Source organism: Enterobacter sp. PL_is379 (assembly GCF_055817355.1).
Map to the genome: position 1 here is coordinate 115,291 of NZ_JBVPGT010000022.1, position 20,136 is coordinate 135,426.

General features: G+C 56.3%; 16 protein-coding genes, 2 tRNA genes and 2 other RNA genes. 10 read left to right on the top strand and 10 right to left on the bottom strand.

The window, feature by feature from the left end; all coding sequences use genetic code 11:
• The first annotated feature begins 90 nt into the window (after positions 1–90).
• On the top strand, positions 91–504 hold the full coding sequence (gene hns, locus AC0TOY_RS04475) for a histone-like nucleoid-structuring protein H-NS (RefSeq protein WP_008502781.1): 414 nt from the start codon (positions 91–93) through the stop codon (positions 502–504).
• Positions 505–706: 202 nt separating this feature from the next.
• Here hns and galU read toward each other — a convergent pair whose 3' ends face one another.
• From galU to rssA, 3 genes are all read right to left on the bottom strand, one after another.
• Positions 707–1,615 carry a UTP--glucose-1-phosphate uridylyltransferase GalU gene (gene galU / locus AC0TOY_RS04480; RefSeq protein WP_473721528.1) on the bottom strand — a complete coding sequence of 303 codons (909 nt, stop codon included), beginning with the start codon at positions 1,613–1,615 and terminating at the stop codon, positions 707–709.
• 200 nt (positions 1,616–1,815) lie between these two features.
• On the bottom strand, positions 1,816–2,829 hold the full coding sequence (gene rssB / locus AC0TOY_RS04485) for a two-component system response regulator RssB (RefSeq protein ID WP_032647605.1): 1,014 nt from the start codon (positions 2,827–2,829) through the stop codon (positions 1,816–1,818).
• A gap of 91 nt (positions 2,830–2,920) precedes the next feature.
• A complete protein-coding gene (rssA, locus tag AC0TOY_RS04490) occupies positions 2,921–3,823 on the bottom strand; it encodes a patatin-like phospholipase RssA (RefSeq protein WP_032647607.1) in 903 nt (300 codons plus the stop codon).
• Positions 3,824–3,937: 114 nt separating this feature from the next.
• Here rssA and AC0TOY_RS04495 point away from each other — a divergent pair, with 114 nt between their 5' ends.
• The 6 genes from AC0TOY_RS04495 to AC0TOY_RS04520 all read left to right on the top strand — a co-directional run bounded on the left by AC0TOY_RS04495 (position 3,938) and on the right by AC0TOY_RS04520 (position 6,000).
• Positions 3,938–4,396: a YchJ family protein gene (locus AC0TOY_RS04495; RefSeq protein ID WP_024907090.1), complete on the top strand. Its 459-nt coding sequence runs from the start codon at positions 3,938–3,940 to the stop codon at positions 4,394–4,396.
• Positions 4,397–4,442: 46 nt separating this feature from the next.
• Positions 4,443–5,285, top strand: coding sequence for a formyltetrahydrofolate deformylase (gene purU, locus AC0TOY_RS04500; RefSeq protein ID WP_023312104.1), 843 nt, complete (start codon positions 4,443–4,445; stop codon positions 5,283–5,285).
• Between the two features lie 158 nt (positions 5,286–5,443).
• Positions 5,444–5,528 (top strand) — tRNA-Tyr (locus AC0TOY_RS04505).
• 35 nt (positions 5,529–5,563) lie between these two features.
• A tRNA-Tyr gene (locus AC0TOY_RS04510) sits at positions 5,564–5,648 on the top strand.
• A gap of 45 nt (positions 5,649–5,693) precedes the next feature.
• Positions 5,694–5,824, top strand: a non-coding RNA gene (locus AC0TOY_RS04515) — RtT sRNA.
• A 45-nt stretch (positions 5,825–5,869) separates the two neighbouring features.
• Positions 5,870–6,000: non-coding RNA, RtT sRNA (locus AC0TOY_RS04520), on the top strand.
• 76 nt (positions 6,001–6,076) lie between these two features.
• On the opposite strand, the gene AC0TOY_RS04525 is transcribed toward AC0TOY_RS04520, so the two are convergent.
• The gene (locus AC0TOY_RS04525) at positions 6,077–6,520 is read right to left on the bottom strand and encodes an Lrp/AsnC family transcriptional regulator (RefSeq protein ID WP_024907089.1); all 444 of its coding nucleotides are present in this window, start codon (positions 6,518–6,520) and stop codon (positions 6,077–6,079) included.
• A gap of 107 nt (positions 6,521–6,627) precedes the next feature.
• On the opposite strand from AC0TOY_RS04525, the gene AC0TOY_RS04530 reads away from it, so the two are divergent.
• Positions 6,628–7,524, top strand: a complete 897-nt coding sequence (locus tag AC0TOY_RS04530) for a DMT family transporter (protein ID WP_473721529.1) — start codon at positions 6,628–6,630, stop codon at positions 7,522–7,524.
• Here the strand turns inward: AC0TOY_RS04530 and narI are convergent.
• The 5 genes from narI to AC0TOY_RS04555 all read right to left on the bottom strand — a co-directional run bounded on the left by narI (position 7,521) and on the right by AC0TOY_RS04555 (position 15,957).
• Positions 7,521–8,198 (bottom strand): respiratory nitrate reductase subunit gamma, encoded by a 678-nt coding sequence (narI, locus tag AC0TOY_RS04535; protein ID WP_032656684.1) that lies wholly within the window; start codon positions 8,196–8,198, stop codon positions 7,521–7,523. The genes AC0TOY_RS04530 and narI overlap by 4 nt on opposite strands.
• Complete coding sequence (gene narJ, locus AC0TOY_RS04540; RefSeq protein ID WP_473721530.1) at positions 8,198–8,908, bottom strand: nitrate reductase molybdenum cofactor assembly chaperone; 711 nt, start codon at positions 8,906–8,908, stop codon at positions 8,198–8,200. Before narJ ends, narI begins: the two co-directional genes overlap by 1 nt.
• Positions 8,905–10,440, bottom strand: a complete 1,536-nt coding sequence (narH, locus tag AC0TOY_RS04545; RefSeq protein ID WP_024907086.1) for a nitrate reductase subunit beta — start codon at positions 10,438–10,440, stop codon at positions 8,905–8,907. The genes narJ and narH overlap by 4 nt, the downstream gene beginning before the upstream one ends.
• Positions 10,437–14,180, bottom strand: coding sequence for a nitrate reductase subunit alpha (locus AC0TOY_RS04550; protein ID WP_473721531.1), 3,744 nt, complete (start codon positions 14,178–14,180; stop codon positions 10,437–10,439). Before AC0TOY_RS04550 ends, narH begins: the two co-directional genes overlap by 4 nt.
• A gap of 379 nt (positions 14,181–14,559) precedes the next feature.
• Positions 14,560–15,957, bottom strand: a complete 1,398-nt coding sequence (locus AC0TOY_RS04555; RefSeq protein ID WP_473721532.1) for a NarK family nitrate/nitrite MFS transporter — start codon at positions 15,955–15,957, stop codon at positions 14,560–14,562.
• A gap of 309 nt (positions 15,958–16,266) precedes the next feature.
• Between AC0TOY_RS04555 and narX the strand changes: the two genes are divergently transcribed.
• Positions 16,267–18,063 (top strand): nitrate/nitrite two-component system sensor histidine kinase NarX, encoded by a 1,797-nt coding sequence (gene narX / locus AC0TOY_RS04560; protein ID WP_473721533.1) that lies wholly within the window; start codon positions 16,267–16,269, stop codon positions 18,061–18,063.
• Positions 18,056–18,706, top strand: a complete 651-nt coding sequence (gene narL / locus AC0TOY_RS04565; protein ID WP_008499531.1) for a two-component system response regulator NarL — start codon at positions 18,056–18,058, stop codon at positions 18,704–18,706. Before narX ends, narL begins: the two co-directional genes overlap by 8 nt.
• Before the next feature lie 3 nt (positions 18,707–18,709).
• Here the strand turns inward: narL and AC0TOY_RS04570 are convergent, their stop codons facing one another.
• Positions 18,710–20,116, bottom strand: a complete 1,407-nt coding sequence (locus tag AC0TOY_RS04570) for a YchO/YchP family invasin (RefSeq protein ID WP_473721534.1) — start codon at positions 20,114–20,116, stop codon at positions 18,710–18,712.
• Positions 20,117–20,136: the final 20 nt, after the last annotated feature.

A 20,136-nucleotide genomic window follows, 5' to 3' on the forward strand; every position in this document is an offset into this window, starting at 1 on the left:
CTTACATTCCTGGCTATTGCACATATGAATTTATGGCTCTATTATTAGGTCAACAAACCACCCCCCCATTATAAGTTTGAGATTACTACAATGAGCGAAGCACTTAAAATTCTGAACAACATCCGTACTCTTCGTGCGCAGGCAAGAGAATGCACCCTCGAAACGCTTGAAGAAATGCTGGAAAAATTAGAAGTTGTAGTTAATGAACGTCGCGAAGAAGAAAGCGCTGCTGCTGCTGAAATCGAAGAGCGTACTCGTAAACTGCAGCAATATCGTGAAATGCTGATTGCTGATGGTATCGATCCAAATGAATTGCTGAACAGCATGGCTGCGGCTAAAACCGGTACCAAAGCCAAGCGTGCTGCTCGTCCTGCTAAATATAGCTACGTTGACGAGAACGGCGAAACTAAAACCTGGACTGGCCAGGGTCGTACTCCTGCTGTTATCAAGAAAGCCATGGATGAGCAAGGTAAACAGCTGGATGACTTCCTGATCAAGGATTAATCACGGCACATTCAGAGAAATCCCGCATATTGCGGGATTTTTTTTAACCTAAATTTGTCCCAAACATCCTCTTACACTCTGTCATAAAGCATTATTTAACAACTTTATCGACTGTACTTTCAGACAGGTTTTCGGGAGTGGTACAGGCATAAAAAAACCGGTGGGCAGCGCCTCACCGGTTTCGAACATTTACAACCGTGGCTTATTTCTTAATACCTACGCTCTCTTTGAGCCAGGTTTTAAATTCTTCGCCAAGGGTATTGTGGCGGATACCATATTCAACAAACGCCTGCATATAACCGAGCTTATTACCGCAGTCATGGCTCTTACCTTTCATATGGTAGGCCTCAACGGTCTCTTTCTCGATCAGCATATCGATGGCATCCGTCAGCTGGATCTCATCACCCGCTCCTGGAGGCGTTTTAGCCAGCAGAGGCCAGATTTCAGTACTCAGGACATAGCGACCTACAACAGCAAGGTTTGAAGGGGCTACATCGGCTTTAGGCTTCTCTACGACGCCAACCATTGGCACACTTTCACCCGGCTCAAGGTTAACGCCTTTGCAGTCAACCACACCGTATGCCGTTACGTCTTCAACAGGCTCAACCATAATCTGGCTGCTGCCGGTTTCGTCGAAACGTTTGATCATTTCAGCCAGGTTATCCTGAGAAAGATCGGATTCGTATTCGTCCAGAATAACGTCAGGCAGAATTACCGCTACAGGCTCATCACCCACAACAGGATGCGCGCACATAACAGCGTGACCCAGACCTTTAGCCAGCCCCTGACGAACCTGCATAATGGTGACGTGTGGAGGGCAAATAGACTGAACCTCTTCTAACAGCTGACGCTTAACACGCTTTTCCAGCATGGCTTCAAGTTCAAAGCTTGTATCGAAATGGTTTTCGATAGAGTTTTTAGATGAATGCGTAACCAGCACAATTTCAGTGATGCCGGCTGCAATGCATTCATTAACGACATACTGGATTAATGGCTTATCAACCAGAGGCAACATCTCTTTAGGAATCGCCTTAGTTGCTGGTAACATCCTGGTCCCCAATCCCGCTACCGGGATAACGGCCTTTCTGACTTTCGAATTTAGGGCAGCCATTCAAATTCTCCTGAGCTGTTCAACTTTTGAACTTTTATGCAATAAATAACGCGTTGAGTATATCAGCCTCGCCCCGCAGTCCGGGTCTGAAAAGAACGCGTTGCCGATCAATTAGGATAAATACGCATGAAACCGGGCAGCGATAGTAGCACTCCCCGCAAAACACAGGTAAAGCAATCTTAAAATTACGATCCAATTGCTTATTCCGTGGACAACATTAAGCGTAGCCGTCCCCCGGCGCCCCAAATTTGGCACTGCCAGGAGGAACAGCGGTGGCTAATTTGATTAAGATACGCCGTTCCCAATGTCCCAAGCGGCACACCGTTACTTACCTGAATATGGTGTTCACCGGTATTCAGTGATGCATTGAGACCGGCTGAAACGAGGATCAGGTTCTTTAAACCGCTGTGGTAATAGCCGACCAGCAGCGGGAACTGTCCTGGCAAATTGGCCTGACGAAAAAGCTGGTTTACCTGTTTGAGTAAACTGCCTAACTCCGGCAACCGTTGTCCCTGATGGGATAACTGTTCCTGCAACAAGCCATTAAATAGCGCACGAAGAAGTAACGCGGCTAATACACCGTTATCCCCCGCCCGGGTGACATCCAGAGAATAAAACGCAAGGTCGGAATCTGACAGGGGTGCAATATCCAGCACCAGTCCTGGCTGATCAGCGGCCACCAGCTGGCGATAATTTACACGGCAGTGTGAAATAGTTTGCTGGACGGGCGGCTGGAGTTCTTGCAACAGTTTCGCCGCGGCAGGCGGATTACTCACCAGCGCGTCCCAGTCCTGGAAAAGACGCTCCTCTTCCTCTACCCGGGAATTAAACATATTCGGATAAAGGCACGCTAAGACCGTTTCCCGCAATCTATGCAAATCCTTGACTGGTTTGAGCAGAATATCCTGTACCCCAAGACGTAATGCTTTGGCGATATCCGCCATGTTCTCGGTGGCAGAGATCACCAGAATCGGCGTCTGATTGCCTTCGTTACGCAGATGTTCAACCAGCTTCAGTCCATTCATGCGCGGCATCGCAATGTCGCAAATCATCAAATCGGGCGTAATGCTAATCATTTTTTCCAGGGCGTCGATGCCATCTTCAGCCAGTGACGTCATTGCGCCCAGCGAGGATAACCACGAATCCAGTAGCGATCGGAAAACGGGCTCGTCTTCAACAATCAAAATGTGTTTTCCGGCCAATGGCTGCGTCATGGTTCCTCCCCTGGCTGACAGTAACTAAATAGTGGCATGCGATCGGCACTATCGCCTGTCAGATTTTGCTGAAGTAGTCAAAAAAAGGTGCTTAACGTGCGGTCTGCACAAAAGGCAACAATTCGTCCATTTTCTTTTCGACGGCTAACGAGCCCGCTGCGATGGCGGCCTCAGCCCGATGGAAATCAAGGGTAGAGATTTGCGGACAGTACGGCTGAATAAGAATATCCGGAGGATCGCCTGCCATACGGTTACGTTTAAGGCGGTTCTCGAGTACCTGAATTGACGTGGTCATGATTTCTATCGCCGTCGGTGCGGTAACCGAGCGACGTGCGGCCATACGCCCGATTCTTCCGCGCAGGCGTTCATGCCAGGCCAGTTTCTCGCCCTCAACATCTTCGCTCTGGAGATTGACCGGCATGAGATCCTGCTGCATCAGGTGGGCGTCGTGCTGCAGGTCGACGGCAATCACGATATCCGCCCCCATTGCGCGCGTCAGAGAGATGGGAACCGGGTTAACGACGCCACCGTCGACAAGCCAGTAACCGTTGTGTGGGACAGGCGCCATGAGCCCCGGCATACTGCAGGAGGCACGCACGGCAAGATGGATATCCCCTTCGGTGAGCCAGAGCTCGCGTCCTGTACTGAGGTTCGTCGCGACGGCGCCGAAAGGCATCTGACAATCGGTGAAGTCTTCGAGAGGCATAACCTGGCGGAACTGGTTAAAGACGCGTTCGCCGCGCAGCAGCCCACCACGCTGCCACGAGAGGTCCATCAGACGCAGCACGTCCCAGTAGCTGAAGGAGCGCACCCACGTCTCGAGTTCCGGAAGCTTCCCGCACGCGTAAGCGGAGCCGACAAGCGATCCTATTGAACACCCTGCGACTATATCAATGTCAATGCCCATCTTGTTCAAGGCATTAATTACGCCGATGTGTGACCACCCCCGGGCTGCACCTGAGCCCAGCGCCAGTCCAATTTTAACCTTTCTCATTAGCCCTGTTTTACTTCCCCTGGATTCCTGACATAGCGTCAACGCAACAGCTCAGTTAACATAGTGCTACCCGAAGCGTTTAACGCCTTTATTTTTTGTTCCAGGAAGAGAATCGTGTCTCAACTCTGCCCCTGTGGTAGCGCTCTGGAGTATAGCCTATGTTGCCAGCGATATCTGTCTGGCGATCAGGTTGCACCAGACCCGTCACACCTCATGCGTTCACGGTACACTGCTTTTGTGATCAAGGACGCAGACTACCTGATTAAAACCTGGCATCCATCCTGCCGCGCAGCCGATTTCAAACAGGACATCGAAGCCGGGTTCGCGAACACACAGTGGCTCGGCCTTACCGTCTATGAATCCGCAACAGGCAGTCATGTTGACGAAGGTTACGTCAGCTTTGTTGCCCGTTTTAGCGAGAATAATAAACCGGGTGCCATTATCGAGCGTTCCCGGTTCTTAAAGGAAAGCGGGCAATGGTATTATATTGACGGAACGCGCCCACAGTTTGGTCGTAACGATCCCTGCCCGTGTGGTTCAGGTAAAAAATTTAAAAAGTGTTGCGGGCAGTAATGCCTGACAACCCAGACTTCGCAAATACAAACAGGATTTCCCGGCGATGCAATCATTACAACGTAAAGTTCTGCGCACCATCTGTCCCGATCAAAAAGGACTGATCGCACGAATTACCAACATTTGCTACAAGCATGAACTGAATATCGTGCAGAACAACGAGTTCGTTGACCACCGTACCGGTCGCTTCTTTATGCGTACCGAGCTGGAAGGTATTTTCAACGACACCACCCTGCTTGCCGATCTGGACAGCGCGCTTCCGGAAGGTTCCGTGCGCGAACTGACCCCAGCGGGTCGACGCCGCATCGTAATCCTGGTGACCAAAGAAGCACATTGTCTGGGCGACCTGCTGATGAAAGCCAACTACGGCGGTCTGGACGTTGAAATTGCTGCCGTTATTGGTAACCATGAGACGCTGCGCACGCTGGTCGAGCGTTTTGATATTCCGTTCGAGCTGGTGAGCCACGAAGGCCATACCCGTGAAGAACACGACGATCTGATGGCGCAGGCCATTGAAGCGCATAACCCGGACTACGTGGTGCTGGCGAAATACATGCGCGTGTTAACGCCATCCTTCGTAGCGCGTTTCCCGAACAAGATCATCAACATTCACCACTCGTTCCTGCCAGCCTTTATTGGTGCGCGTCCTTACCACCAGGCGTACGAGCGCGGCGTGAAGATCATCGGTGCGACCGCGCACTACGTGAATGACAACCTGGATGAAGGTCCAATCATCATGCAGGACGTCATTCATGTGGATCACACTTACACTGCTGAGGACATGATGCGTGCGGGTCGTGACGTTGAGAAGAATGTGTTGAGTCGTGCGCTGTATCAGGTGCTGGCGCAGCGGGTCTTCGTGTACGGCAACAGGACCATCATTCTTTAATCTTTCGGAAAATGAATTGATTAGCTTTGCGCCTTTACGGATAAAAAGCAGGCAAACGACTTCATTTCCCTAAAGGAATGCTTTACAGGGGCGTCTCATTTGATATGATGCGCCCCGCTTCCAGCAGGAAGCAGGCCAGTAAAAAAGCATTACCCCGTGGTGGGGTTCCCGAGCGGCCAAAGGGAGCAGACTGTAAATCTGCCGTCATCGACTTCGAAGGTTCGAATCCTTCCCCCACCACCATCTCTCAGCACGACCTCAAAATTTGAATTACCCCTGGTGGGGTTCCCGAGCGGCCAAAGGGAGCAGACTGTAAATCTGCCGTCATCGACTTCGAAGGTTCGAATCCTTCCCCCACCACCATCACTTTCAAATAACTCCAAACCTTATTTTCGCACCGGGCATCATACATTTCCGTAACGGGGAAGGATGAGAAGCTTCGACTAAGGTTCGATTCGAGCGTAGCGAGAAAGCGTTGCCGCAGGCAACGACCCGAAGGGCGAGGCGCATCGCGCCGAGTCATCCTTCCCCCACCACCATCACTTTCAAATAACTCCAAACCTTATTTTCGCACCGGGCATCATACATTTCCGTAACTGGGAAGGATGAGAAGCTTCGACTAAGGTTCGATTCGAGCGCAGCGAGAAAGCGTTGCCGAAGGCAACGACCCGAAGGGCGAGGCGCAACGCGCCGAGTCATCCTTCCCCCACCACCATCACTTTCCCAACATAAAAAACCGAGTCCGCCTTCGTAGGCCGGGTAAGGTGCAGCCGCCACCCGGCGACCGAAACCTACATCGGCGGCAAACGGCGCTTCACCGGCGAACTCTTCACAATCGACGTATTACACTGGGCATGTTCTGCCAGGCCGTCAAGCAGCGCATCAAGCTGTTCGATTGACCGCACCACCAGCCTAATCACAAAGCAATCTTCCCCGGTGACTTTGTCGCTCTCAATACACTCCGGCATCGCCTGAATGTACTTATCCACCTTATGCAACAGCCCCGGCAAAGGCCGCACGCGCACCAGCGCCTGCAGCGTATACCCCAGCGCCGCCAGATTCACCCGTGCACCATAACCCTGAATCACACCCCGTTCTTCCAGCCTCTTCAGGCGTTCTGCCGTGCTGGGGGACGTCAGACCGATGCGGCCGCTGAGCACCTTCAACGACATGCGCGCATCCTCAACCAGACAGGCTAAAATTTGTCGGTCGATATCATCGATAAGGCATTCCATTCTTTTCACCTAATTTTAAAAAGTCATTTACCTTTTCAACCTTATATCACCCCTGTAAAACCCGACAGCGATTTTCGACAATAGCGTCATTAATCAGGAGGTGGATGATGCGTGATTTACATAAAGGCGTCTGGCAAATGAGCCTGGCAATGTTAATTTCCGGCTCTATCGGCGCGTTTGTTTTGCTCTCCGGTCTTCCGGTGACGGAAGTGGTGTTCTGGCGCTGTCTTATCGGGGCTATGGCGCTTTTTATTTTTATCCGGGTAAGTCAAAAGCCCTTCAGTCCCCTCACCCGCACCACGCTGCTGCTGGCTATTCTCGGCGGCGTGGCATTAGTGGTGAACTGGCTGCTGCTCTTCGCCGCCTATGAGCGGATCTCTATTGGTCTTTCTACCGTGGTGTATAACACCCAGCCGTTTATGCTGGTACTGATGGGGATGTTTTTAGGTGAACGCGTCAGCCTGGTGAAATGGGGCTGGCTGTTCCTCGCCTTTGGCGGCGTGGTGATACTGCTCTCCAGCGAGCTGACCGGCGCGCATGGCGGTGAATGGCTCGCCGGAATCGGTCTGGCGATGGCCGCGGCCTTCTTCTATGCGGTCACGGCCATTATTGCCCGCAAGCTCAGATCCGTTGCGCCGCAGCATATTGCCTTTATCCAGGTACTGACGGGCGTCGTGATGCTTTTGCCGTTTGCCAGCCTGCCGTCATTTTCCGGTGATTTCCCCTGGCCGATCCTGCTGACGCTGGGCATTGTCCATACCGGCATTATGTACCAGCTGCTCTACAGCGCGATTCAGAAGCTGCCTACGCCCATTACCGGCTCCCTGTCGTTTATCTATCCGGTGGTGGCAATTGTTGTTGATAATCTGGTGTTCGGACACGCGCTGAACCTGACGCAGCTGGCGGGCGGCGCGCTGATCCTGTTTGCTGCCGCTGGGAACAACCTGGGCTGGGGCGAAAAAAAACCCCGCGAGTGCGGGGTTGGTATCAAAACGGCAAATTAGCGACGGGCGCGTACTATCTGGTATTTGCGCGTCAGGTACTCCACCGGCGCGCTCCAGATATGCACCAGGCGGGAGAACGGGAACAGCACAAACAGCGTCATCCCCAGTACCAGGTGAACGCGGAAGATAAACGCCACGCCGTCCAGGTGCGTGGAGGCTCCGCCGTGGAAGGTCACCACGGACTGCGCCCAGCCCACCAGCTTCATCATTTCGCTCCCGTCCATATGCTGCGCCGAGAACGGAATGGTCAACAGACCCAGCGCACACTGCACCATCAGCAGGGAGAGGATCAGGATGTCCGCTGCAGTCGTGGTCGCACGCACGCGCGGGCTGAACAGACGACGCTTCAGCAGCAGCAGGCCACCGACCAGGGTCATCACCCCGCAGGCACCGCCGGCGATCATCGCCATCTTCTGCTTCACCTCAATCGGTAGCCACGCTTCATACATCCAGTGCGGCGTCAGCATCCCCAGGAAGTGACCGGCAAAAATCCCCAGAATACCGATGTGAAACAGGTTAGAGCCCACATGCATTCCCTTACGATCCAGCATCTGGCTGGAGGCAGCACGCCAGGTGTACTGACCGTAGTCATAACGCAGCCAGCTTCCCACCAGGAACACGGTGCCCGCGATATACGGATAAATGTCAAAGAAGAACATATTCAGGAAGTGCATTAGTGCCGTCCTCCGTTAGAGATATTCAAATATTGCGGGGCAACCGCGCCGGCAAAACGACGCTGGTGAGCGGAGATTTCAGACTCGCCGCAGTTCTGGTCAGCAAAGAATTTCACCTGCTCTTCTTCCCAGACCGCATCCAGCGCCTGTGGCGTATCATCGCGGGCTTCATCCGCAATTTTCTCCGCCACTTTTTCACTGTCGACCGCGGCGTTGGCCAGCTTCACCAGCAGATCGAACAGCACCGCATAGCGGCTCTCGCGCTGCTGAAGACGCGCGCCGAGCAGCGCCAGGATCGGCGCGATGTCCTGCAGACCGCACAGCGCCTCTTCTTTCGGCAGCTGCGCCAGGTACTCCAGATACAGCGGCAGATGATCCGGCAGCTCGCGGCTGTCGAGCTGCAGGCCGTGCTGTTCATACTGGGCCATCAGATCCACCATCGCCTGACCGCGGTCGCGGGACTCACCGTGCACGTGTTCAAACAGCAGCAGGGACGTTGCACGACCACGGTCAAACAGCTGGCTGTAGTCCGACTGGGCATCCAGAAGGTCGCGCGCAAGCAGGTCGCGGAGGAAAACACCCAGCTTCTGGGCATCGTCCTTATCCAGGTTTTCAGATGACGCGAGTGCATCAAAGAGTTCCTGCTGATGCTGCGCAAGCGCAGCATCCGGGTACTCGAGCAGACGCGAAACAATGACGAGTTCAATCATTGGTGCGGCTCCGTTTTGCTGGTCACATCCATGGCATCAATGCGGCGGCTGTTGAAGAGATTGAATTTGCTGTCTGACCCGTGGCAACCGTCGCCAAAGGTAAAGCCACAGCCATTTTTTTCCGGGAAGGCTTCGCGGGCCAGCTCACGGTGACTGCTCGGCACCACGAAACGGTCTTCGTAGTTAGCGATCGCCAGATAGCGGTACATCTCCTGCGCCTGCGCTTCGGTCAGACCGACCTCTTCCAGCGCGCGGGTATCGGTTACGCCATCCACGGTTTCGGCACGCTTGAAGTGGCGCATTGCCAGCATACGCTTCAGCGCCAGCAGGACCGGCTGGGTATCGCCTGCGGTCAGCAGGTTTGCCAGATACTGAACCGGGATACGCAGGCTCTCCACGTCCGGCAGGATGCCGTTGCTGCCCAGTTCGCCCGCGTCAGCCGCAGACTGAATCGGCGACAGCGGCGGCACGTACCAGACCATCGGCAGGGTGCGGTATTCCGGATGCAGCGGCAGGGCCAGCTTCCAGTCCATCGCCATTTTGTACACCGGCGACTGCTGCGCGGCGTCAATCACGCTCTGCGGGATGCCGTCCTTCAGCGCCTGCTCAATCACCTTCGGATCGTTCGGATCGAGGAACACGTCCAGCTGACGCTGATAGAGATCTTTCTCGTGCTCGGTGCTGGCTGCGTTTTCAATCGCGTCCGCGTCGTACAGCAGCACGCCGAGGTAGCGAATACGGCCTACGCAGCTTTCGGAGCAGACGGTTGGCATCCCGGCTTCAATACGCGGATAGCAGAAGATGCACTTCTCGGATTTGCCGCTCTTCCAGTTGAAGTAGATCTTTTTGTACGGACAGCCGGTGATGCACATACGCCAGCCGCGGCACTTGTCCTGGTCGATCAGCACGATGCCGTCTTCTTCACGCTTGTAGATGGCGCCGCTCGGGCAGGTCGCCACGCACGCCGGGTTGAGGCAGTGCTCGCACAGGCGCGGTAGATACATCATGAAGGTATTTTCGAACTGGCCGTACATCGCCTTCTGCATGTTCTCGAAGTTCTGGTCTTTGGCGCGTTTCTCGAACTCGCCGCCCAGAATCTCTTCCCAGTTTGGACCGCTGGTAATTTTGTCCATGCGCTGACCGGTGATCAGCGAGCGAGGACGAGCGATCGGCTGGTGTTTACCTTCCGGCGCGTTGTGCAGATTCTGGTAGTCGTAGTCAAACGGCTCGTAGTAATCATCGATGCCCGGCAGATGCGGGTTAGCGAAGATTTTTCCCAGAAGCCAAGCGCGGTTACCCATGCGCGGCTGCAGCTTGCCGTTGATTTTACGGATCCAGCCGCCCTTCCACTTCTCCTGGTTTTCCCAGTCGGTCGGGAAGCCGGTGCCCGGCTTGCTTTCCACGTTGTTGAACCAGGCGTATTCCATACCTTCACGGCTGGTCCAGACGTTTTTACAGGTGACCGAGCAGGTATGGCAGCCAATGCATTTATCCAGATTCAGCACCATGCCGACTTGTGAACGAATTTTCATTTTACGCTCTCCTGTACCTGGTCATTACCTTCGCCGTCTAACCAGTTAATATTCTTCATCTTACGTACCACCACGAACTCATCGCGGTTCGATCCTACGGTGCCGTAGTAGTTAAAGCCGTAGGCCAGCTGCGCATAGCCACCGATCATGTGGGTCGGCTTCGGCGTAATGCGGGTCACGGAGTTGTGGATCCCGCCGCGCTGCTCGGTAATTTCTGACCCCGGCAGGTTAACGATACGTTCCTGCGCGTGGTACATCATGGTCATCCCGGCCGGTACGCGCTGGCTCACCACCGCACGCGCCGTCAGGGCACCGTTGCTGTTGAACACTTCGATCCAGTCGTTATCTTCAATACCCAGATCTTTGGCATCCGTTTCGCTCATCCAGACAATCGGACCGCCGCGCGACAGGGTCAGCATCAGCAGGTTGTCGCTGTAGGTGGAGTGAATACCCCACTTCTGGTGCGGCGTCAGGAAGTTCAGCGCCTTCTCAGGGTTACCGTTCGATTTCGCCCCCATCACCGCTTTCACGGAGCGGGTGTCGATTGGCGGACGGTACACCAGCAGGCTTTCACCGAAGTCGCGCATCCACTGGTGATCCTGATACAGCGACTGGCGGCCGGACAGGGTGCGCCATGGGATCAGCTCGTGAACGTTGGTGTAGCCGGCGTTATAGGAGACATGCTCGTCTTCCAGGCCAGACCAGGTCGGGCTGGAGATAATCTTGCGCGGCTGGGCCTGAATATCGCGGAAGCGGATTTTCTCTTCCTCTTTATTCGTCGCCAGGTGCGTATGGTCACGACCGGTGAACTCGCTCAGCGCCGCCCAGGCCTTCACCGCCACGTGGCCGTTGGTTTCCGGCGCCAGGGTCAGGATCATCTCTGCGGCATCAATCGCTGTGTTGAGCATTGGCTGGCCTTTGGCCGGACCGTCCGCTTTGGTGTAGTTGAGCTTGCGCAGCAGGTCCATCTCGCTCTGGGTGTTCCAGGCGATCCCTTTCCCGCCGTTACCGATTTTCTCCATCAGCGGGCCGATAGAGGTAAAGCGTTCGTAGGTTGCCGGGTAGTCGCGTTCAACCGGAATAATGTGCGGCGCGGTCACGCCCGGGATCAGGTCGCACTCGCCTTTTTTCCAGTCCTTCACGTCCAGCGGCTGCGCCAGTTCGGCGGCGGAGTCGTGCTGGATGGGCAGCGTCACCACGTCGGTCTCTTTGCCGAGGTGCCCCACGCAGACTTCGGAGAATGTCTTCGCGATGTCTTTGTAGATTTCCCAGTCGCTTTTTGATTCCCACGCCGGGTCAACGGCCGCAGACAGCGGATGAATAAACGGATGCATGTCCGAGGTATTCATGTCGTCTTTTTCGTACCAGGTGGCGGTAGGCAGCACGATGTCGGAGTAGAGGCAGGTGCTGGACAGGCGGAAGTCGAGGGTGACCACCAGATCCAGCTTGCCGTCGAGACCGTTGTCTTTCCACTCCACCTCTTCCGGCTTCACGCCGCCCTGCTTGCCGAGATCTTTCCCCTGGATACCGTTTTCGGTACCGAGCAGGTATTTCAGCATGTACTCGTGGCCTTTACCGGACGAGCCCAGCAGGTTGGAGCGCCAGATAAACAGGTTACGCGGATGGTTTTTACCGTTCTCCGGCTGTTCCGCCGCGAAGCGAATTGAGCCATCCTTCAGGGATTTCACGGTGTAATCCACCGGTGACATGCCTGCCTGCTTTGCCGCTTCCGCAATGCGCAGCGGGTTAGTGCCCAGCTGCGGCGCAGACGGCAGCCAGCCCATGCGCTCGGCGCGCACGTTGAAGTCAATCAGATGGCCGCTGTAGCGGGATTTATCCGCCATCGGCGACAGCAGCTCCTGCGCGGTGACCGTCTCGTAGCGCCACTGGCTGGAGTGGTTATAGAAGTAGGAAGTGCTGTTCATGTGGCGTGCCGGGCGCTGCCAGTCGAGGGCAAACGCCAGCGGCTGCCAGCCGGTCTGCGGACGCAGTTTTTCCTGGCCCACGTAGTGCGCCCAGCCGCCGCCGCTCTGGCCGACGCAGCCGCAGAAGATCAGCATGTTGATTAGGCCACGGTAGTTCATATCGAGGTGATACCAGTGGTTCAGACCCGCACCGACGATGATCATGGAGCGACCGTGGGTCTTGTCGGCGTTATCCGCAAACTCGCGGGCGATACGCACGATCTGCGCGCGTGGAACGCCGGTGATTTGCTCTGCCCATGCCGGGGTGTAGGCTTTCACATCGTCATAGCCGGTGGCGCAGTTTTCATCGCCCAGACCGCGCTCCAGGCCGTAGTTCGCCATGGTCAGGTCATAGACGGTGGTGACCAGAGCGGTAGACCCGTCGGCCAGCTGCAGGCGTTTCACCGGCAGCTTGTGCATCAGTACGTTTTTCAGTTCAACCTTGTTGAAGTGCTCGGAACCTTCACCGCCGAAGTACGGGAACCCGACTTCAGCGATCTCGTCCTGGCTGCCCAGCATGCTCAGGCGCAGCTCCGTCTCTTCGCCGGTGGTGCCGTTGCGTTGCTCAAGGTTCCACTTGCCCTTCTCGCCCCAGCGGAAGCCGATAGAGCCGTTTGGCGCCACCAGCTCGCCGTTGCTGTTATACGCAACGGTTTTCCACTCAGGGTTATTTTCCTGACCCAGTGAATCCACCAGATCGGCGGCGCGCAGCGTGCGGCCAGCGGCATAGTAGCCCTCGCGCTTTTCCAGCATGACCAGCATCGGCATGTCGGTGTAGCGGCGAACGTAGTCGGTGAAGTACTGGCTTGGCTTATCCAGGTGGAATTCACGCAGCATGACGTGGCCCATCGCCATCGCCATCGCGGCATCGGTACCCTGTTTCGGCGCCAGCCACAGATCGCAAAGCTTGGCGATTTCGGCGTAGTCGGGGGTCACCGCCACGGTTTTGGTGCCTTTGTAACGGACTTCGGTAAAGAAGTGCGCGTCCGGCGTACGCGTCTGAGGAACGTTAGAGCCCCAGGCGATGATGTAGCTGGAGTTATACCAGTCCGCGGATTCTGGCACGTCGGTCTGTTCGCCCCAGGTCTGCGGAGATGCAGGCGGCAGGTCGCAGTACCAGTCGTAGAAGCTCAGGCAGGTACCGCCGATCAGCGACAGATAGCGTGCCCCGGAGGCGTAAGAGACCATCGACATCGCCGGGATTGGCGAGAAGCCCGCCACGCGGTCAGGACCGTAGGTTTTGACGGTGTAGACGTTGGAGGCGGCAATCAGCTCGTTCACTTCTTTCCATGAAGAGCGAACGAAACCACCGCGACCGCGAGCCTGCTTGAAGCTTTTTGCTTTGTCCGCGTCTTCGATGATGGATGCCCAGGCATCCACCGGATCGCTGTGTTGCACTTTCGCTTCACGCCACATTTTCATCAGGCGCTTGCGCATCAGCGGGTATTTCAGACGGTTAGCGCTGTAGAGATACCAGGAGTAGCTGGCGCCACGCGGGCAGCCGCGCGGTTCGTGGTTTGGCATATCCGGGCGGGTGCGCGGATAGTCGGTCTGCTGCATTTCCCAGGTCACCAGACCGTTTTTAACGAAAATCTTCCAGCTACATGAGCCAGTGCAGTTCACGCCGTGGGTCGAACGGACGACTTTGTCATGCTGCCAGCGCTGGCGGTAACCGTCTTCCCAGTCCCGGTTGGTATCCAGAACCTGGCCGTGCCCATCGGCAAACGTTTCACCCTTCTGCTTGAAGTAGCGAAACCGGTCCAAAAATTTGCTCATCGGGTATCTCCTGTGTGGAGCCTGTGGCTCTCTAAATCGACATTGCTGATTTGCAGCGAAGGTAACGCCCTCAAAGAGGGGGAGAATTGATAACGATCAAGACGAGGAGGGACTTTCAGGCGAGGGATTACACCGAATACCACCAAAGCGGTATCTTTTGAAACTTCATATCCACATGAAATATATCGTTATTTTTATTTTATCGTACAAACCGCCAGGCAAAATTTAACTTCTCAGGTATTAAGGGGTAGAGCGACCTGTAAAGCGATGGCGATCACAGCGTTACGCGCGGGCTTCCTCTGTAAACCCATCAGTATGTTGTAACTATAACCAGCACAAAAAAAACGCGGCCCGAAGGCCGCGTAAACGGATAATCAACTTACTTTTTATTTTTAGAATTACGCCCGTATACTGCCCAGGTGATCACAACGCAGGCGATATAGAAGACGAGGAAGACTTTCATGGCACCGGCCGGAGAGCCGGTCAGGTCCAGAGAGATACCGAACGCTTTCGGGATAAAGAAGCCGCCAATCGCGCCGATGGCAGAGATAAAGCCCAGCGCCGCAGCCGTATCCGTCGCCGCTTCGCGCATGGCCTGCTCTTCGCTCCCGCCCTGTGCTTTTACGCGGTCCATGGTCAGCTTACGGAAGATCACGGAGATCATCTGAAAGGTGGACGCACTCCCCAGCCCGGCCGTCAGGAACAGCACCATAAACACGCCGAAGAAGGCGATGAAGTTACCGCCCTGTCCGTCGACGGGCAGCGTGAGGAACAGCAGCGCGCAGAAGATTGCCATCACGACGAAGTTAACCAGCGTCACGCGGGTGCCGCCGAGACGGTCAGACACCATGCCGCCGAGCGAACGCGCCAGGGCACCAATAAACGGCCCGAAGAAGGCAAAATGCAGGATCTGAATCTCCGGGAACTGCGTTTTCGACAGCATTGCGAAGCCCGCAGAGAAGCCGATAAACGAGCCGAAAGTGGCCAGATACAGCAGCGCCATCACCCAGAGGTGTCCACGCTTCAGCACCGGCAGCTGTTCGCTCAGCGACGCCTTCGACGCGGACAGGTCATTCATAAAGAACCAGGCTGCGAGGGTGAAGACCACCAGGAAAGGTACCCAGATCCAGGCTGCGTTTTGCAGATAGAGGGAAGAACCATCCGCCTGCTCAACGCCACCGCCGCCAAAGGCTGCAAAAATGGAGACCGAGATCGCCAGCGGGGCAATCAGCTGCATCACGCTCACGCCCATGTTACCCAGACCGCCGTTAATGCCCAGCGCGCCGCCCTGCTTCGCTTTCGGGAAGAAGAAGCTGATGTTCGCCATGCTGGAGGCGAAGTTCGCACCCGCAAAACCGCACAGCAGGGAGATAATCACGAATACGCTAAATGGCGTAGAGGTATCCTGCACCGCGAATCCGAGCCAGACGCAGGGAACGATCATGATGCCTGTACTGAACGCCGTCCATCGACGACCGCCAAACACCGGTACCATAAACGCGTAAGGCACACGCAGCAGCGCGCCTGACAGCGACGGCAGCGCGGTCAGCATGAATAGCTGATCGGTGGTAAACGTAAAACCCACTTTCGGCAGGTTGACCGCCACCGCGCTAAACAACATCCATACGCAAAACGCTAATAACAGACACGGCACGGAAATCCACAGATTCCGGCTTGCTACACGATGGCCGCGCTGTTGCCAGAACGCCGGATCCTCTGGACGCCAGTCTGTAATAACGGCACCATTTTCCCTTTCGGGAGCGGATGAGTGACTCATAGACACCTCTGATTCTCGAATGATGCTGCAAACATTAGGGTTTTAGAGCGGCGGTAAGTTGATATAAATCAAAGGAAAAGTGGGAGGATTTGCGGCGAAAAATAAGGCCTCACCCTAAGTGAGTAGGCTAATTCGGTAAAAAAGACGTGGTTTTTCACGGTGCTGACGGTTCCTGGCTACCCCCACCTCCTTCCCCCTACTCCGTTGGCAATTTAGGGGTAATCCTTTATTGGTATGGGTATACTCCAGGGTATGCACCAGAATAGCGCCATTCCTGCAAGCAGGCCACGTCAGGAGCACGCCACCTCTATGTTAAAAAGATGTTTATCTCCGCTGACGCTCGTGAATCAGCTTGCCCTGATCGTTTTGCTGTCCACCGCCATCGGTGTGACCGGCATGGCGATCTCCGGCTGGCTGGTACAGGGAGTACAGGGTAATGCGCATGCCATCAACGAGGCAGGCTCGCTACGCATGCAGAGCTATCGCCTGCTGGCATCGGTTCCCCTGACGCAGGACGATCGTCCCCTGATTGATGAAATGGAGCGCACGGTCTTCAGCCCCGAGCTGGAAAACGCCGCTATCCGCGCCGGTCAGCAATCCCAGCTTAACGCCCTTCAGGGCTACTGGCACACCCAGCTGCAGCCCGGGCTGAAACAGGCGCGCAGCACAGAAACCGTCGCACAGGACGTGGCGGGGTTTGTCTCCCGCATTGATGCGCTGGTCTCCGCTTTCGACCAGACCACCGAATTACGCATCGACCGGGTGGTGATGGTACACCGGGCCATGGCGCTGTTTATGGGGCTGCTGCTGATCTTCACCATCGTCTGGCTCCGCGCGCGGCTGCTGAACCCGTGGAAACAGCTGCTGGCCATGGCCCGCGCGGTCACCGCACGCGACTTTACCCAGCGCACGCACATCAGCGGGCGCAATGAGATGGCCATGCTCGGCCAGGCGCTTAATACCATGTCGGCAGAGCTCTCCGAAAGCTACGCGGTGCTGGAACAGCGCGTTCAGGAAAAAACGGCCGGGCTGGAGCAGAAAAACGAGATCCTCTCCTTCCTCTGGCAGGCCAACCGTCGGCTGCACATGCAGGTACCGCTATGTGAACGTCTCTCGCCGGTGCTGAACGGTCTGCAAAATCTGACCCTGCTTCACGACCTTGAGCTGCGGGTCTACGATGTGGAAGACGAAGATAACCACCAGGAATTCACCTGCCAGTCCGATATGTCCTGCGATGACAAAGGCTGCCATCTTTGCCCTCGCGGCCTTCCGCCGCTGACGACCGGCGGCACCACCCTGAAGTGGCGCCTGACCGACAGCCACACCCAGTACGGTATACTGCTGGCAACGCTGCCAGCCGGGCGCCACCTGAGCCACGACCAGCAGCAGCTGGTAGATACGCTGGTTGAACAGCTGACGGCCACGCTGGCGCTCGACAGGCATCAGGAAAAACAGCAGCAGCTGATCGTCATGGAAGAGCGCGCGACCATCGCCCGCGAGCTGCACGACTCCATCGCCCAGTCGCTTTCCTGTATGAAAATGCAGGTGAGCTGCCTGCAGATGCAGGATGCGGAGATGCCCGACAGCAACAAGCAGCTGCTCAGCCAGATCCGCAACGAGCTGAACACCTCCTGGGTGCAGCTGCGCGAGCTGCTGACCACCTTCCGTCTGCAGTTGACCGAGCCGGGCCTGCGCCCGGCGCTGGAATCCAGCTGTCACGAATTTAGCGCCCGGCTGGGGTTCCCGGTGAAGCTGGATTACCAGCTGCCGCCGCGCTTTGTCCCCTCCCATCAGGCCATACATTTACTGCAGATCGCCCGCGAAGCGCTGAGCAACGTGCTTAAACACGCTGAAGCAACGGCGGTCACGGTCACCGTCAGCCAGCACGACAATCAGGTGAAACTGACGGTTCACGATAACGGCCGCGGCGTGCCGGAAAATGCCGAACGCACTAACCACTATGGTTTAATCATTATGCGAGACCGCGCCCAAAGCCTGCGCGGTGATTGCCAGGTTCGCCGGAGAGAGACGGGCGGCACGGAAGTTGTCGTCACCTTTATTCCCGAGAAACCGCTTACAACTGCTCAAGGAGATACCCATGACTAATCAGGAACCGGCATCCATCCTGTTGATCGACGACCATCCGATGCTGCGTACTGGCGTGAAACAGCTGGTCAGCATGGCGCCCGATATCACCGTGGTGGGTGAAGCCAGCAACGGCGAACAGGGCATTGAGCTTGCCGAATCCCTCGATCCCGATCTGATCCTGCTCGATCTGAATATGCCGGGCATGAACGGACTGGAGACCCTCGACAAGCTGCGGGAAAAATCGCTTTCCGGACGCATCGTCGTCTTTAGCGTGTCGAACCATGAAGAGGATGTGGTCACGGCGCTGAAGCGCGGGGCGGATGGCTATCTGCTGAAAGACATGGAGCCGGAAGATCTGCTTAAGGCGCTGCAGCAGGCGGCGGCGGGCGAGATGGTATTGAGCGAAGCCTTAACGCCGGTGCTGGCCGCCAGCCTGCGCGCCAACCGCGCCACCTCTGACCGTGACGTCAGCCAGCTCACGCCGCGCGAGCGCGACATTCTCAAGCTCATTGCCCAGGGCCTGCCGAACAAAATGATCGCTCGCCGCCTGGACATCACCGAAAGCACGGTCAAAGTGCACGTGAAGCATATGCTGAAGAAAATGAAGTTAAAATCTCGCGTTGAAGCCGCCGTGTGGGTGCATCAGGAACGCATTTTCTAAGGATTACTCCTCCGGCAGCAGCTTCCAGCGCGGGTCGTCATCGGGCAATGCGACCAGCGGCTGCACCACAGCAAGCGTGATCTCATTGGACGAGACGCGCTGGCCTTTCTCATCTTCTACCACCGCCGAGAGGTGCCAGCGGTTTGTCGCACCTTCCTGTTCATTCCAGGCAGGTATAATCACGCTCCAGCCGTCTGCGCTGTTACTTTTGGCCGGCGACGTCAGGCTCAATGCCTGCGTATCCCCCAGCCAGTGGATCTGACGGATGCCGTGCGTGCTGCGAACCTGCAGCTTCAGCATAACGGTCTCGCCCCCTTTCAGATCCCACGGCGGCGTGGCCAGCCAAACGGACAGCGTTTTACGCTGGCGGAACTCCATCACCGGCAGGCTAGTGCGCTCCGGTGAATCGTAGCGGCTGCCGCGCAGGGATCGCGTCGCGGCGACCTCATCGGCGGAAAGCTGCTTAGCCAGCGGCACGCCAAAGCGGTAGTTGAGCTTCAGTCCAAGGTTATTCTGGCTCTCGCCGCTTTCGCCCTGCTTGTGCCCGGCGGTCAACGTGACCAGCGGAACGGGGGTATAGTTAAGCCCCAGATTGACCGCAACCGGGTTGTGGTAGCCGGTGCCGCTGTTGAACAGGTCGACGTTATCGCCAAAATATTGCTCAAAGCTGACGCTGGTATTCAGATGATGGAACCACGGCAGCCAGGCTTTTGCGGTCACGTCATATCCGCGCGCCATGCGCTGCTCCTGAACGTCAGATCGCGCGCGCCATCCGGCAAAGGGCTGATAATAGTTCGCTGACAGGCGCAGATTTTCCCCCCACGCTTCCGCCCCCAGCCCGGCACGCTGCAAATTTTCATCCAGAAGATTATCGTAAAAGGTGTTGTAGCCCAGCAGCCACTTCCCGGCGACCCAGCGCTGACCGATTCCGGCATTGCTGACCAGGCCATCCGCCTGCTGCGTCAGGCCAAGCTGGCTCCAGCTCAGGTAGCGGTTAGTATCATTCCACGGGATAAACCAGCTCCCGCTGCTGCCGTTAAATTTGCCGTCGTTATCCACCAGCAGGTTCACGCTGGCGTTTCCCCAGGGCGACAGCCAGGACTCAATCTGCTGGTTCACTTCCCCGCTTACCGCGTCGCGCACCTGACCAAAGGCAAACTGACGCGCCTGCTCGCCGGTCGTCAGACCGTTGTCGGTCATGCTGGCTTCACCGAAGGCTTTCGCCATTTCGGCCAGATGTTTTTCCCCTTCGCCGGTGGGCGCCGCCATGCCGAGGTCGGGCAGACTGTCCCCGTTATTATCAAAGGGGTGCTGCGCCTGATGCATAAAGGAATTCGGCGCACCGTGAACGGCTCCGGCCGTAAGAAGGGGGAGTAAAAACAGCAAACGAATGCGGGACGATACAGCCATCAACGTCGTCAATAAGAACC

What these genes read in the sequence shown, in the direction of transcription:
- purU (WP_023312104.1), top strand. Translation starts at nt 4,443, where the DNA reads ATGCAATCATTACAACGTAAAGTTCTGCGCACCATCTGTCCCGATCAA.
- rssB (WP_032647605.1), bottom strand. Translation starts at nt 2,829, where the DNA reads ATGACGCAGCCATTGGCCGGAAAACACATTTTGATTGTTGAAGACGAG.
- rssA (WP_032647607.1), bottom strand. Translation starts at nt 3,823, where the DNA reads ATGAGAAAGGTTAAAATTGGACTGGCGCTGGGCTCAGGTGCAGCCCGG.
- AC0TOY_RS04525 (WP_024907089.1), bottom strand. Translation starts at nt 6,520, where the DNA reads ATGGAATGCCTTATCGATGATATCGACCGACAAATTTTAGCCTGTCTG.
- galU (WP_473721528.1), bottom strand. Translation starts at nt 1,615, where the DNA reads ATGGCTGCCCTAAATTCGAAAGTCAGAAAGGCCGTTATCCCGGTAGCG.
- AC0TOY_RS04530 (WP_473721529.1), top strand. Translation starts at nt 6,628, where the DNA reads ATGCGTGATTTACATAAAGGCGTCTGGCAAATGAGCCTGGCAATGTTA.
- AC0TOY_RS04570 (WP_473721534.1), bottom strand. Translation starts at nt 20,116, where the DNA reads ATGGCTGTATCGTCCCGCATTCGTTTGCTGTTTTTACTCCCCCTTCTT.
- narI (WP_032656684.1), bottom strand. Translation starts at nt 8,198, where the DNA reads ATGCACTTCCTGAATATGTTCTTCTTTGACATTTATCCGTATATCGCG.
- narH (WP_024907086.1), bottom strand. Translation starts at nt 10,440, where the DNA reads ATGAAAATTCGTTCACAAGTCGGCATGGTGCTGAATCTGGATAAATGC.
- narL (WP_008499531.1), top strand. Translation starts at nt 18,056, where the DNA reads ATGACTAATCAGGAACCGGCATCCATCCTGTTGATCGACGACCATCCG.
- narJ (WP_473721530.1), bottom strand. Translation starts at nt 8,908, where the DNA reads ATGATTGAACTCGTCATTGTTTCGCGTCTGCTCGAGTACCCGGATGCT.
- hns (WP_008502781.1), top strand. Translation starts at nt 91, where the DNA reads ATGAGCGAAGCACTTAAAATTCTGAACAACATCCGTACTCTTCGTGCG.
- AC0TOY_RS04555 (WP_473721532.1), bottom strand. Translation starts at nt 15,957, where the DNA reads ATGAGTCACTCATCCGCTCCCGAAAGGGAAAATGGTGCCGTTATTACA.
- AC0TOY_RS04550 (WP_473721531.1), bottom strand. Translation starts at nt 14,180, where the DNA reads ATGAGCAAATTTTTGGACCGGTTTCGCTACTTCAAGCAGAAGGGTGAA.
- narX (WP_473721533.1), top strand. Translation starts at nt 16,267, where the DNA reads ATGTTAAAAAGATGTTTATCTCCGCTGACGCTCGTGAATCAGCTTGCC.